The organism is Rhizobium sp. KDH_Rht_773_N (assembly GCF_052946295.1).
On the sequence record NZ_CM129525.1, the window covers coordinates 614,238 to 628,816 of the forward strand.

At 64.0% G+C, this 14,579-nt stretch carries 8 protein-coding genes; 4 read left to right on the forward strand and 4 right to left on the reverse strand.

Features of this window, described 5'->3' with window-relative positions:
* Positions 1-434 precede the first annotated feature (434 nt).
* From ACU8HS_RS03195 to ACU8HS_RS03205, 3 genes are all read left to right on the forward strand, one after another.
* Positions 435-1,541, forward strand: a complete 1,107-nt coding sequence (locus ACU8HS_RS03195; protein WP_112573447.1) for a methyl-accepting chemotaxis protein — start codon at positions 435-437, stop codon at positions 1,539-1,541.
* A gap of 184 nt (positions 1,542-1,725) precedes the next feature.
* A complete protein-coding gene (gene pepN, locus ACU8HS_RS03200; RefSeq protein ID WP_113412478.1) occupies positions 1,726-4,374 on the forward strand; it encodes an aminopeptidase N in 2,649 nt (882 codons plus the stop codon).
* 204 nt (positions 4,375-4,578) lie between these two features.
* Positions 4,579-6,894, forward strand: coding sequence for a PAS domain-containing sensor histidine kinase (locus tag ACU8HS_RS03205; RefSeq protein WP_112706328.1), 2,316 nt, complete (start codon positions 4,579-4,581; stop codon positions 6,892-6,894).
* Positions 6,895-7,129: 235 nt separating this feature from the next.
* On the opposite strand, the gene ACU8HS_RS03210 is transcribed toward ACU8HS_RS03205, so the two are convergent.
* From ACU8HS_RS03210 to ACU8HS_RS03225, 4 genes are all read right to left on the reverse strand, one after another.
* A complete protein-coding gene (locus ACU8HS_RS03210; RefSeq protein WP_447015385.1) occupies positions 7,130-10,087 on the reverse strand; it encodes a bifunctional [glutamine synthetase] adenylyltransferase/[glutamine synthetase]-adenylyl-L-tyrosine phosphorylase in 2,958 nt (985 codons plus the stop codon).
* 81 nt (positions 10,088-10,168) lie between these two features.
* Positions 10,169-11,575 (reverse strand): sensor histidine kinase, encoded by a 1,407-nt coding sequence (locus ACU8HS_RS03215; protein ID WP_112573455.1) that lies wholly within the window; start codon positions 11,573-11,575, stop codon positions 10,169-10,171.
* The gene (locus tag ACU8HS_RS03220) at positions 11,572-12,318 is read right to left on the reverse strand and encodes a response regulator transcription factor (RefSeq protein WP_447015386.1); all 747 of its coding nucleotides are present in this window, start codon (positions 12,316-12,318) and stop codon (positions 11,572-11,574) included. The genes ACU8HS_RS03215 and ACU8HS_RS03220 overlap by 4 nt, the downstream gene beginning before the upstream one ends.
* Before the next feature lie 97 nt (positions 12,319-12,415).
* Positions 12,416-13,975, reverse strand: coding sequence for a Do family serine endopeptidase (locus ACU8HS_RS03225; RefSeq protein ID WP_447015387.1), 1,560 nt, complete (start codon positions 13,973-13,975; stop codon positions 12,416-12,418).
* A gap of 242 nt (positions 13,976-14,217) precedes the next feature.
* Here ACU8HS_RS03225 and ACU8HS_RS03230 point away from each other — a divergent pair, with 242 nt between their 5' ends.
* A complete protein-coding gene (locus tag ACU8HS_RS03230) occupies positions 14,218-14,565 on the forward strand; it encodes an ArsR/SmtB family transcription factor (RefSeq protein WP_112706325.1) in 348 nt (115 codons plus the stop codon).
* Positions 14,566-14,579 lie beyond the last annotated feature (14 nt).

The following is a 14,579-nucleotide window of genomic DNA, read 5'->3' on the forward strand; positions in this document are numbered from 1 at the left end:
GCGGACATGACGAGCGGGGAGACGCGTTCGACTCGAACGCAGCGGACGATGTCTTCATCGTAACCGAAGAAACGCGCCGGCGGGAAAAAATCTGCGCGCGCCGGGGGCCATGTGCCCGCCCGCACAGACGAGGGACGCTCCAACGCATGGAATCCGTGCCGCGGGCTTTGCGAAAAACGGCCGCGATTTTCGCGCCGATGCTGTGGGCCGCAAGTATTTTTCCCGTTTTAATCTGCCGCTTTTCTGTGCAACCGCGTGTTCCGATGAAAAAACTTCGCGTTTTACGCTCATTCCCCCGAAAATGTTCGCATTCGGACCCATCGCGTTAACCGGTTGCAAACCATGCCGACGCATCGTTCCGAGTTAATTAATCATACAAAAGAATCGCATCCGTTCCGCAGTCCGTCGCGTCAGATTATTTCAGGATCTTATTGATGAAGCCGCTCAGCGCAGAGATCATTACCCAGTCGCAGAACGCAACGCCCCGCTCGATGCGGGTCGTGACCGACGGCATCAGCACGGACCTGGAGCGGTTCAGCACCGACAACACCAGCATCGTCAAGCAGATCAAGCTGCTTGCCATCAACGCGCTGATCGAGGCGGCCCGCGCCGGCGAAACCGGCAAGGGCTTTGCCGTCGTCGCCAACGAGGTGCAGCGGCTGGCCCAGATCGCCACCGACATTACCAGCAAGTTCGAAAGCAACGTGCTCGGCCGCATCGGCCTCAGCCGCGCGATGGCCGATGCGCTCGTCACCGAAATGGAGGGCGTGCGGCTGACCGATCTTGCCCAGACGCTGGTGCAGCTCATCGTGCGCAACCTGTTCGAACGCACGGCCGACGTGCGCTGGTGGGCGACGGATGCGGCGCTGTGGCAGGCGCTGCAGGAGCCGGAGAAGGATCGGATCGCCTTTGCGGCCGAACGGCTCGGCGTCATCAACCGCTTCTACACGGTCTATCTCGATCTCGTCATGACCGACCTTTCAGGCCGGGTGATCGCATCGGCCAACCCGAATTTCCAGCGCAAGATTTCCGGCGCCTCGCTGGCCGGCGATCCCTGGTTCCGGGCCGCGGCCGGCTGCGCTTCCGGCGACGACTATATTGTCGACGAAGTCAAACCCAGCCTTCTGCACGACCAGCGCCACGCGCTGGTCTATGCGACCGGCATCCGCCAGGGCGGCAAGGTGGACGGCAAGCTCATCGGCACGCTCGGCGTCTATTTCGACTGGCAGAACCAGGGCCAGGCGATCGTCGAGAAGGAGGCGAACCTGCCGCCGCAGCTGGCGGAAAAGACCACCGTCATGCTGCTCGACGGCGCAAGCCGGGTGATCGCCTGCACCAATCCGGCCATGCTCTTTACCCATTTCGCGCTTGCCAATCCCGCCGGCCAGGCCAAGGGCAGCTATTACGACAATAGCGGCTCGATCGTCGCTTTCGCCCGCACGCTCGGCTACGAGGATTATGACGGGCTCGGCTGGTACGGCGTCGTGGTGCAGCAGACCGAAAGCGATGTTGCGATCAAGAACGCCCTCAATCTCAAATAGCAATCTTCCCGCCTGCGCTGCGGCGCCGGCAATAGGGCGACAATAAATTGGCTGTGAACTTCGCGTTCGCGGCCAATTTGCTTTAACTTTAGTTCAGACTTTAATGTAATTATGGCGGCCAGATTTCAGCAGAGCGCGCCCGCCTCTGTATTCGGCCATTGTCTAATAAAGGTCTTCAGGCAACATGCGAACAGATACCGGCCAGGTCATCAATCTGGCAGATTACCGCCCAACCGATTTTGTGCTGGAACGCGTCGACCTGACCTTTGAACTGGACCCGACGGAAACGAAGGTGGAAGCCCGGTTGATCTTCCACCGCCGCGAAGGCGCCGACGCAGCCGCCCCGCTCGTCCTCGACGGCGACGAACTCACCCTTTCCGGCCTTCTCTTCGACCAGACCGAAATGGCGCCGGAACGCTATACGGCGACGGCCGAAAGCCTCACGATCCGCGACCTGCCGGAAACGGCGCCCTTCGAAATCACCGTTACCACGCTCATCAACCCCGAGGCCAATACGCAGCTGATGGGCCTTTACCGCACCGGCGGCATCTATTGCACGCAGTGCGAGGCCGAGGGCTTCCGCCGCATCACCTATTTCCCCGACCGGCCGGACGTGCTGGCGCCCTTTACAGTCAACATCATTGCCGACAAGGACGCCAACCCGCTGCTTCTGTCGAACGGCAATTTCCTCGGCGGCGCGGGCTACGGCCCCGGCAAGCATTTCGCCGCCTGGTTCGACCCGCATCCGAAGCCGAGCTATCTCTTCGCGCTGGTGGCCGGCGATCTCGGCGTCGTCGAAGACACGTTCACCACCATGTCCGGCCGCGAGGTCACGCTGAAAATCTATGTCGAGCACGGCAAGGAGCCGCGCGCGGCCTATGCGATGGACGCGCTGAAACGCTCGATGAAGTGGGACGAGGAGGTGTTCGGGCGCGAATACGATCTCGACATTTTCATGATCGTCGCCGTCTCCGATTTCAACATGGGGGCCATGGAGAACAAGGGCCTCAACATCTTCAACGACAAATACGTGCTTGCCGATCCCGAAACGGCGACCGATGCCGACTACGCCAATATCGAGGCGATCATCGCGCATGAATATTTCCACAACTGGACCGGCAACCGCATCACCTGCCGCGACTGGTTCCAGCTCTGCCTCAAGGAAGGGCTGACGGTCTATCGCGACCACGAATTCTCCTCCGACCAGCGCTCGCGCCCGGTCAAGCGCATTGCCGAAGTGCGCCACCTGAAATCCGAGCAGTTCCCGGAAGACGGCGGCCCGCTCGCCCATCCGGTGCGCCCGACCAAATATCGCGAGATCAACAATTTCTACACGACCACGGTCTACGAGAAGGGCAGCGAAGTCACGCGCATGATCGCGACCCTGCTCGGGCGCGAGACCTTCAAGAAGGGCATGGACCTCTATTTCGACCGCCATGACGGGCAGGCCGTCACGATCGAGGATTTCGTCAAGTGCTTCGAGGATGCGAGCGGGCGCGACCTCACCCAGTTCTCGCTCTGGTACCATCAGGCCGGCACGCCGCTCGTCACCGCCTCCGGCAGCTATGACGCGGCGGCCAAGACCTTCAGCCTGTCGCTGGAACAGATGATCCCCGCCACGCCCGGCCAGCCGAACAAGGAGCCGATGCATATTCCGCTCAGCCTCGCGCTCTTTGCCGAGGACGGGGCGAAGATCGAGCCCGCCTCCGTCGACGGCGCCGAATATGCCGGCGAGGTGCTGCACCTGACGGCGCGCGCGCAGACGGCCGTCTTCCACGGCATCGCCTCGCGCCCGGTCGTGTCGATCAACCGCAGCTTCTCGGCGCCGATCAACCTGCATTTCGACCAGAGCCCGGCCGACCTGGCGCTGCTTGCCCGCCACGAGACGGACCATTTCGCCCGCTGGCAGGCGCTGACCGATCTGGCGCTGCCGAACCTGCTGAAAGCGGCGCGCGACGCCCGCGAGGGCGGCACGATCGCCTGCGAGCAGACCTTCGTCGATACGCTGGTTGCGGCCGCCGCCGACGAAAGCCTCGAACCGGCCTTCCGCGCCCAGGCGCTGGCCTTGCCGAGCGAATCCGACATTGCCCGCGAACTCGGCAGCAATATCGATCCCGACGCCGTCCATGCCGGCCGCCAGGCCATCACCAGGCAGATTGCCGAGGCCGGCAAGAAGACCTTCGCCGCGCTCTACGACGCGATGGTCACACCGGGCGACTTCAGCCCGGATGCGAAGAGCGCCGGCCGCCGGGCGCTGCGCAACGCGGCGCTGACCTACCTTTCCCATGCCGAGGGCACGCCGGCGCGCGCCAAGGCCGCCTTCGACGGCGCCAACAACATGACCGATCTCAGCCATGCGCTGACGATCCTCGCCCATCGTTTCCCCGACAGCGCGGAAGCGAAGGCGGCGCTCGAAACCTTCCGCGGCCGGTTCGCCGAAAACGCGCTCGTCGTCGACAAGTGGTTCGCCATCCAGGCCGGTATTCCGGGAGCCGGCGCGCTCGACCGCGTCAAGGCGCTGATGGAAAACCCGCTGTTCAAGCACACCAACCCGAACCGCGTGCGCTCGCTGATCGGCACTTTCGCCTTCGGCAATCCGACCGGCTTCGGCCGCGCCGACGGCGAAGGCTACCGCTTCCTCGCCAGCCAGATCCTCGACATCGACCAGCGCAACCCGCAGCTTGCCGCGCGCCTGCTGACCTCGATGCGTTCCTGGCGCGCGCTGGAATCGATGCGTGCCGACCACGCACGTTCGGCCCTTGTCGAAATCGAGCGGGCGGCCAACCTTTCGACCGACGTTCGCGACATCGTCGAGCGCACGCTCAAGGGGTGATTTGCCGCCGGTGATTTGCCGCCCGGCTGTTCCCAGACTGCGGGACGGCCGGGGGCGGCACCGGCGAATCCCTTTGAAAAACCAGCAATCACAAATGGTTAACAAATTTTTACCATCAGCTCTGGACAAGGCGAATCACGCATGATTCCATATGTGTAATTCGAGCGAGCGGCGCGCGAATCACACGAGGGACAAGGTTCAGGCATGATGGACGTGCGGCGGGCAACCGCGGCCGAAGGGCGGCTGCGTGTCGATTTTGGCGGGCTCAAAGCCTGGCGCGACAGCCTGTCCGGTCAGGCTGCGAAGGCGCCCGAGCCCTTGCTGCGCCATCTGCCCAAGGCAGAGCTTCTCTTGAAGCGGACGATCCCGGTTCTCATCGTCGCCTTCCTTGCCGTCGTGGCGGCCTCGCATTTCTTCGGCATGGTCAGCGAATATAGCCGCATGGAGGCCTCGGCCCGCCATGCGACGGCGCTTTCGGCGGCGACGGCTGCCGCCGTCTTTGCCGATGCGAGCGATCTCTTCGACGGCGGCAATGCGGCGGAAGCGCAGGCGCGGCTTGCGAAATTCCTGCCGCAGGACCGGCTGGAAAACGGCGCCTTCGTGCTCCTGGTGCAGGCGAGCGGCAAGGTGTTTGCGGCAACGGCGGCGGGTGCGGCCTATGTCGGCGCCGACGTCTCGGCCCTCTTCCCGGAAATCTCGGCGATCCGCCGCTTCGGCGACCGCACGGACGTGATCGAAACGAGCATCGGCGGCGAGCTGCACTATGCCGAAATCTCGCTGATGGGCACGGCCGGCGGCTATATCGTTTCGGCCACCTCGCTCAACGAGATCAACCGCCTGTGGCGCGAGGAGCTGACGCTCAACGTCACGCTGTTTGCCGGCATTTCCTCGATCCTGCTCGTCATCCTCTACGCCTATTACATGCAGGTGAAGCGGGCGCGCGATGCCGACGACATCTTCCTGGAATCCAATCTGAGGGTCGAGACGGCGCTGTCGCGCGGGCGCTGCGGCCTCTGGGATTTCGATTTCCACAGCCGCGAATTCTTCTGGTCGCGCTCGATGTACGACATGCTCGGCCTTGCCGGTTCCGACAAGACGATGAGCTTTGCCGACGCGGCCCGCCTGATGCATCCGGAAGACAACGGGCTGCACGAGATCGCCCGCGCCATCGCCAAGGGCGATTCCGGGCAGGTCGACCAGATCTTCCGCATGCGCCACGCGGCCGGCCACTATGTCTGGATGCGCGCCCGCGCCCAGGTGATCCGCAGCCATTCCGGCCGCGTGCACATGATCGGCATCGCCATGGACGTGACCGAGCAGCATCGGCTCGCCCAGCGCTACGCGGAAGCCGACCAGCGTCTGGCCGACGCCATCGAATGCACGTCCGAAGCCTTCGTGCTGTGGGACAAGAACGACCGGCTGGTCATGTGCAACGCCCATTTCCAGCAGGCCTACGGGCTGCCCGACAGCGTGCTGGTGCCCGGCACCGAACGCTCGGTCGTGCATGCGGCCGCGGCCCGACCGGTCATCGAGCGGCGCATCGCCGATGCCGACGGCTCCGGCTATTCGCGCACGACCGAAGTGCAGCTTGCCGACGAGCGCTGGCTGCAGATCAACGAGCGGCGCACCCGCGACGGCGGCCGCGTCTCCGTCGGCACAGACATCACGCCTTTGAAGCGGCATCAGGAGCGGTTGCGCGAATCCGAGCGTCGCCTGATGGCGACGATCAACGATCTCTCCGCCTCGCGCCAGACGCTGGAAACGCAGAAGGCGGAGCTTTCGACCGCCAATTCCAACTATCTCTTGGAGAAGGAACGCGCCGAAGCCGCCAACAAGGCGAAATCGGAATTCCTGGCCAACATGTCGCACGAGCTGCGCACGCCGCTCAACGCCATTCTCGGATTCTCGGAAATCCTGCTGAACCAGATGTTCGGCCCGCTCGGCTCGGCCAAATACAACGAATATGCGCGCGACATCCACGACAGCGGCAAGCATCTCTTGAACGTCATCAACGACATTCTCGACATGTCGAAGATCGAGGCGGGCCACATGCCGCTGTCGCGCGAGCGCATCGACCTTGCGCCGCTTATCGAGGAGAGCCTGCGGTTCACCGCCATTCCGGCGGCCGAGAAGAACATCGTGATCGAGCAGCGCATCTCCTCGGGCATGACGCTGATGGCCGACCGCCGCGCCATGAAACAGGTGCTCCTGAACCTGCTGTCCAATGCCGTGAAATTCACCAACGAAGGCGGGCGCATCGCCGTGCGCACCCGCCGCGTCGCCGACGGCGTGACGGTGACGATCGCCGATACCGGCATCGGCATCCCGCGCGGGGCGCTGACCAAGATCGGCCAGCCCTTCGAGCAGGTGCAGAGCCAATATGCCAAGAGCAAGGGCGGCTCCGGCCTCGGCCTTGCCATTTCCCGCTCGCTGACGGCCCTGCACGGCGGCAGCATGAAGATCCGCTCGCGCGAGAGCGTCGGCACCGTGATCTCGCTGCGGATTCCCGACCACGGCTGAGGCAGGCAACATCTTTTGTTCCGGCGCAATTCCGGACGCAAAACCGCTTCACACTTTTGCTGGAATTGCTTTCTTTCTCCGCAATTCCGAACGCAAAACCGCTTCACACTTTTGCTGGAATTGCTTTCCTTCTCCGCAATTCCGGGCGCAAAACCGCTTCACACTTTTGCTGGAATTGCTTTCTTTCTCCGCAATTCCGGACGCAAAACCGCTTCACACTTTTGCTGGAATTGCTTTATGCCTTCACCACCGTCTGGAAGACCTTGCGGACGGCTTTGGACAGCCGTTTCACCTCGCCCTCCAGGGTCTTGATATCGGGGCAGTCTCCCGCGCGGCACACGAGTTCGGTCAGGCCGGCCGGCGCGTCCTTCGGATCGAAGAGGCCGTCGATGCACAGGCGGATGAGCTGCGAAAGCTCCGTATAGAGCGTGAAAGCCTCCAGGCAGGTATCAAGGTCGGCAGGGCTCATCAGCCTGTCGCCGAGCGCTTTCAGGGCCGCGCCCGTGGCAAGGCCGTTGACGCCGCTGTCGACGCCCTTTGCCGGCGCGATCAGCGCGAGATACTGGGCGATGAACTCGATATCGATGACGCCGCCGGCAATGAGCTTCAGGTCCCAGCCGTTGTCGGGCGCCTTTTCCTTCTCGATCAGCTCGCGCATTTCGGCGACGTCATGGGCCACCTTGGCGATATCGCGCTTCTTCGAGAGCACGTCGGCAATGATGTTTTCGGCCTCGCCGATCAGGCTTTTGTCGCCGCAGACCAGCCGGGCGCGGGAAAGCGCCATATGCTCCCAGGTCCATGCCTCCTCGCGCTGGTATTTGCCGAAGGCGTTGATGCGGGTGGCGACCGGTCCCTTGTTGCCGGAGGGGCGCAGGCGCATGTCGACGTCGTAGAGTATGCCCTCGGCGGTGGGGGCGGAGAAGGCGGCGATCAGACGCTGGGTGATGCGGGTGAAATAACGCGTCGCATCGAGCGGCCTGGCGCCGTCGGATTCGGCCGATGCGTCGTCGTAGTCGTAGAGCAGGATGAGGTCGATATCCGAGCCTGCCGTCAGTTCGAAACTGCCGAGCTTGCCCATGCCGGCAATGGCGATGCGCCCGCCGGGATAGTTACCGTGGGCCGCGCGGATCTCGGTCAGAACCGCGTCGAGGGCGGCTTCGATGATGAGATCGGCAAGATGGGTGAAGGCGCGCGCGGCCATATCGCCGTTGATGGCGCCGGTCAGCAGGCGGATGCCGATCAGGAAGCGCTGTTCGGCGGCGAAGATGCGCAGCCGGTCCAGCAGCTCCTCATAATGCCTGGCCTGCAGCAGCGAGGCTTTCAGCCGCTCGCCGAGATAGGCGCGGGTCGGCAGCTCGGCCATCAGGCCGGGGTCGAGCATGCCGTCGAAGACATGCGGGCGAGCGGCGATCACTTCGGCAAGCTTCGGCGCCGAGGACATGATGTTGACGATGAGAAAGAGCAGCGCCGGGTTGCTGCCGAGCAACGAGAAGAGCTGGATGCCGGACGGCAGGCCGGAGAGGAAACTGTCGAAACGCAGCAGCGCCTCGTCGGCCCGCTTGCTCTCGCCGAAGACGCGCAAAAGCTCCGGTATCAGCTCGGTCAGCCGTTCGCGCGCCTCGACCGACTGGGTGGCGCGGTAGCGGCCGTAATGCCAGGTGCGGATGATGCGGGAAATATCCGAGGGCCGCTCGAAGCCGAGTTTCTTCAGCGTCTCCAGCGTATCGGGATCGTCGCCCTGGCCGGTGAAGACGAGATTGCCCGAACCGACGGAAAGCTTGGTTTCCTGCTCGAAGAGATCGGCATAGTGCCGCTCGACCTTGCGCAGAACCTCGACCAGCCGCTCGGAAAAACTCGGCGTATCGGTAAAACCCGACAGGAAGGCGATGCGCTTCAGTTCCAGGTCGGTCTCCGGCAGGAGATGGGTCTGTTCGTCGCGCACCATCTGGATGCGGTGCTCGACATCGCGCAGGAACCAGTAGGCCTCGGTCAGCTCGTCGCGGGTTTCAGCGTCGATCCATTTGGCCTTGGCAAGCTCGGCCAGCGTCTCCTCGGTAACGCGCGAGCGCAGCGCCGGCATGCGCCCGCCGGCGATCAGCTGCTGGGTCTGCACGAAGAATTCGATCTCGCGGATGCCGCCGCGCCCGAGCTTGACGTTATGGCCCTTGACGGCGATGGCGCCGTGGCCCTTGTGGGCGTGGATCTGCCGCTTGATGGAGTGAATGTCGGCAATGGCCGCGTAATCGAGATATTTGCGGAAGACGAAGGGAACGAGGCCGCGCAGGAACTGTTCGCCGGCGGCGAGATCGCCGGCGACGGGACGGGCCTTGATGAAGGCCGCCCGTTCCCAATTCTGCCCCCTGCCCTCGTAATAGATCATGGCGGCATCGACGGGGATGGCGAGCGGCGTCGAGCCGGGGTCCGGCCGCAGCCGGAGATCGGTGCGGAAGACGTAACCGTCGGCCGTGCGCTCCTGCAGGATACGCACCAGCCGCCGCATCATGCGCGGGAATATCTCGATCGCGTCGTCGGGATCGGGCACGATGCCGGCCTCCTCGTCGAAGAAGACGACGAGGTCGATATCGGAGGAATAGTTGAGCTCGCAGGCGCCGAGCTTGCCCATGCCGAGCACGATCAGGCCGGAACCTTCGCTGGGGGCGGCGGCATTCTTCAGTTTCAGCTTGCCGCTCTCATGCGTCGCAAGCAGCAGGTGGTCGATGGCGGCCTTGACCGAAGCCTCGGCAAGCGCGCTCAGCCAGGCGGTCGTCGCGCGGCCGTCGAAGATGCGGGCGAGATCGGCAAGGGCGACCAGGAAGGCCACCCGGCGCTTGACGATGCGCAGCCTGCTCATCACCTGGCTTTCGCCCGGCACGTTTCCGTCGCTGTCCGGTTTCCAGCAGTCGCGCGCCTCGGCAATCAGCGCCTCGATCTGCGGCTCCAGCGGATCGCTGATAGCCGACGCCAGGATGGCCGGATCGAGACTGGCGATTTCGCGCAGGTAGGGAGAGAGTGTGAGGACCGCGGCGACGAAATCGCGAAGCGGCCCTTCGGCCTTCAGCATGCCGGCGACGGCGGGCTCGCTCCTGCCGATATCCTGCAGGTCGGCGAGCGCCGATTTCAGTTCCGTCTGGTTCAGCGGGCGCAGAAGCCCTTCCGCAACATCCTTCAGGCCGTGCTTCGATCTGGTCAGCATCTGCTCTCCCTGCCATGCCGCATTGCGACAGTAAACTAGGGCCTCAAGGCAAAAGCGCCAATATGAAAATCATCAGGAAAATCAGGCCGCGCGTGCAGGGAATACCATGCTGACGGTGAGGCCGGGGCGTTCGGCATGGCCGGGCTCGGTGTCGGAAAGCTCCAGCGTGCCGCCATGCAGTTCCATGATCGCTTCCACCAGCGAGAGGCCGAGGCCGGTGCCTGGCTTCGAGCGGCTTTCGTCCAGGCGCACGAAACGCTTCAGCACGTCCTCGCGCCGGTTGGCCGGCACGCCGGGGCCGTGATCGGCGACGGAAAGGCAGATGCCGTCGGGGCGGCGGGCGAGCCTGACCGAGACGGAGCCCGCCCCTTCGGCATCGGCGGAATATTTGATGGCATTGTCGAGCAGGTTGAAGATCGCCTGGCCGATCAGTTCGCGATTGCCCTGGATCTCGATGCCGGGCTCGATCTCCGAGGTCAGCGCCATGCCGGCCTCGTCGGCGACGGGCTCGTAGAGTTCGGCGCTGTCGGCGACGATGGCCGACAGTTCGATCGGCGACATTTCGGCGGCGACGGAACCGGCTTCCACGCGGGAGATCATCAGCAGCGCGTTGAAGGTGCGGATCAGCTGGTCGGATTCGGAAATGATGCCTTCCAGCGCGCTGCGCCGCACCTCGCCGTCCTCGATATCGAGCGCATCGGCGGCCTTGTTGCGCAGGCGCGTCAGCGGCGTCTTCAGGTCGTGGGCAATGTTGTCGGAGACCTGGCGCAAACCTTCGTTCAGCTTTTCGATGCGTTCCAGCATGTTGTTCAGCGAGACGGAAAGCCGGTCGAACTCGTCGCCCGAGCCGCCGACCGGCAGGCGCTGCGAGAGATCGCCGGCCATGATCTTCTTGCCGGCATCAGACATGCGATCGATGCGTTTCAGCGCGTTGCGGCCGATGCCGAACCAGATGATGATGGCGCCGAGACCCATGATGGCGAGCGCGATCATGAGCGCCTGGCGCACCAGCACGCGGAAACGCTCGGGCTCGCCGAGGTCGCGGCCGATCAGCACCCGCAGGCCGTTGTCGAGGACGAAGATGTTGGCGATCGCCATATGCCGCACGACGCCGCTATCGGTGTAGCGCTGATACATGAAGGGCACCGAGGTCCAGCCCTGCTCCTCGAAAACGCCGGGCTGCACGGAGGCGACGTTGCCGGCAAGGATATCGCCCGAAGGGCCGGCGATGAGATAGAGATTGGCGCCCGGCTGGCGGGCGCGGCGTTCCATCGTGCGCAGGAGCAGGTTCATGCCGCCGGCATCATAGGCGCGCTGGACCTGCGTGACTTCCTGGGCGACGGCATCGCGGATCTGGCCGGAGAGCAGCCGCTCGGACATCGCCGTCACGTAGAAGACGAGCGTGGCGGCGCAGATGGCGAAAAGCAGGATATAGAGGGCCGAAAGGCGGACTGCGGTGGATTTGAAGAGAACCCAGAAACGGCTCATCCCTCATCCTTGATCATGTAACCCGCGCCGCGGATCGTCTTCAGCAGCGGCTGGCTGAAGTCCTTCTCGATCTTGGAGCGCAGGCGCGAGACATGCACGTCGATGACATTGGTCTGCGGATCGAAATGGTAATCCCAGACATTTTCCAGCAGCATGGTGCGGGTGACGACCTGGCCGGCATTCTTCATCAGATATTCCAGCAGGCGGAACTCGCGCGGCTGCAGCGGGATTTCCTTGCCGCCGCGGCGCACCTCATGCGAGAGGCGGTCAAGCTCGAGATCGCCGACGCGGTAGATCACGTCCTGATCCGGCGTGCCCTTGCGGCGGCCGAGCACTTCGACGCGGGCGAGCAGCTCGCTGAAGGCATAGGGCTTGGGCAGGTAATCGTCGCCGCCGGCGCGCAGGCCCGTCACGCGGTCGTCGACCTGGCCGAGGGCGGAAAGAATGAGGACGGGCGTGTGGATGGCCTTGCGGCGCAGCTCGCTGATGACGGAAAGACCGTCGCGGCGCGGCAGCATGCGGTCGATGACGATGACGTCATAGGTATTTTCCGAGCCCATGAAGAGACCGCTTTCGCCGTCGCTCGCATGGTCGGCGACGATGCCCGCCTCGCGAAAGGCTTTCGTGAGATAGACCGCCGCTTCCAGATCGTCTTCGATGATGAGAATCTTCATGCTGCCGACATTACCCGCCGGCTGCGTTTCGGCAAGGCTCAAAGCGTCTTCCTGGTGTGCGGAGGTCATTGCAGGCGTCCTTCGAAGGTGAAGAATTCAGCAGGCTTGCGGAATTGAGCCGCGCGGGTCCTGCCCGCGCGGCTCCTGCCTTTGTTCAGGCGAAGGCTCAGCCCTGGCCGTTGATCGGCAGGGCGACGAAGCGGCTGCCGTCCTTGGACTGGATCTGGAACAGCGCGCGGGTGCGGCCGTCCTTCTTGGCCTGGTTGATGACGCGCACGACATCGTCGGCGCTGGAGACTTCCTGGTTGTTGACCGAGGTGATCGTCTCGCCTTCCTTGATGCCCTTGTCGGCGGCATCCGAATTCGGATCGATGGCGGTGATGGCAAGACCCTTGCCGTCTTCAGCCGGGCCGACCGTCAGGCCGAGATCGGCCAACGCCTTTTCGGAAGCCGGCGGCTGGGCCTGATCCTGCTGGTCGCCGTCATCGCCGGCGGAAGCCTGCTGGTCGGCCGGCAGCGTGCCGAGTTCGACGGTCACGGACTGGGCCTTGCCGGAGCGCCATACGGAAAGCTCGACCTTGCTGCCCGGCGCCATGGCGCCGATGCGGCGGCTGAGATCGCGGGCATCCTTGACCGGCTCGCCGTTGACGGCGGTAACGACGTCACCGGCCTTCATGCCGGCCTTCTGGCCGGGCGTGCCATCCTGGGCGGAGACGACGAGCGCGCCATTGGCTTCCGAGAGGCCGAGCGAATCGGCGATATCCTTGGTGACGGGCTGGATCTGCACGCCGAGATAACCGCGCGAAACCGTACCGTCCTTCATCAGGTCGGCCACGACATCCTTGGCGGTGGAAGCAGGGATCGCGAAGGCGATGCCGACGCTGCCGCCCGACGGCGAGAAGATCGCGGTATTGATGCCGACGACCTGGCCGTTGAGGTTGAAGGTCGGGCCGCCCGAGTTGCCGCGGTTCACGGCTGCGTCGACCTGCAGGTAATCGTCATAGGGGCCGGAGCCGATATCGCGGCCGCGGGCCGAGACGATACCGGCCGTGACCGTGCCGCCGAGGCCGAAGGGGTTGCCGACGGCGACAACCCAGTCGCCGACGCGGACCTTGTTGTCGTCGGCCCAGTTGACATAGGTGAACTTGCGGCCCTTGCCGTCGACCTTCAGGACGGCAAGATCGGTGCGCGGGTCCTTGCCGATCAGCTTGGCGTCAAGCTCGGTGCCGTCGTTCAGCACGGCCACGAAGGCCGAACCGTCGGACACGACGTGGTTGTTGGTGACGATATAGCCGTCCTCGGTGATGAAGAAGCCCGAGCCCTGGGCGACCGGACGCATGCGGCCGGGACCGCCCGGCTGGCCGAAGCGGCGCTGCTGGTTCTGGCCCTGGTGGCCCTGTTCGCCGAACTGGCGGAAGAAGGGTTTCAGCGCATCCGGCAGGTCGTCAAAGCCGCGGCCGTTGAAATCGAAGGAGAAACCGTCGCCATCGTCGGAGGCCGGCTTGACGCGGCTTTCGACGCGCACGGAAACGACGGCCGGGGAAACGGCGTCGACGACATTGGCGAAGCTCGGAACCGAGGGGGACTGGACATTGACGGCTTCGGCGTAAGAACGGGAGATCTCGACAGGGATGCCGGTTGCGAGTACGGCGGCTGCCAGACCGGCAACGGTGGATGCCTGAAGCACCGTTTTGAGGGACGGACGTCCGCGGAAATTTTTCAGCATAAGAGCACCTTCTCTTCTTGTTCAGACCTTCGTTCCGGCGGTGCCGGATCAGTGATGACCGAGATATAGGACGCCGCACCTTACTGCGAACTGTCCAGCCCATGAAAAATTCGTAATGTGCGAATAATCTTTGACCACTCGCCACATGGGCGAGGCCGGCAGGCTGCGCCTTATTTAACCGATCGGTTGACAGACGGGTTTACAGCCTGTATTTAACCAGCAAGTTACATACGAGGCCGACCATGGAAACCGACAGGCTGAGCGCCGCCCTTGCTGCCCTTGCAGACCCCACGCGCCGGGCGATCATCGCGCGGCTGGCCGAAGGCGAGGCTTCGGTCAACGAGCTGGCCGCCCCTTTCGAAATGAGCCTTCCGGCCGTTTCGAAACATCTGAAGGTGCTGGAAAAGGCCGGCCTCATCAGCCGGGGCAAGGAAGCCCAGTGGCGGCCGGCGAGGCTCGAACCGCTGGCGATGAAGAGCATTGCCGACTGGCTGGAGCAATACCGGCGCTTCTGGGAATCGAGCTTCGACCGGCTGGACGGCTATCTGCAGAACATCCAGAGGGCCGACGACAGCGGCCCGCGCAACTGAGCGTCAGCATCGGA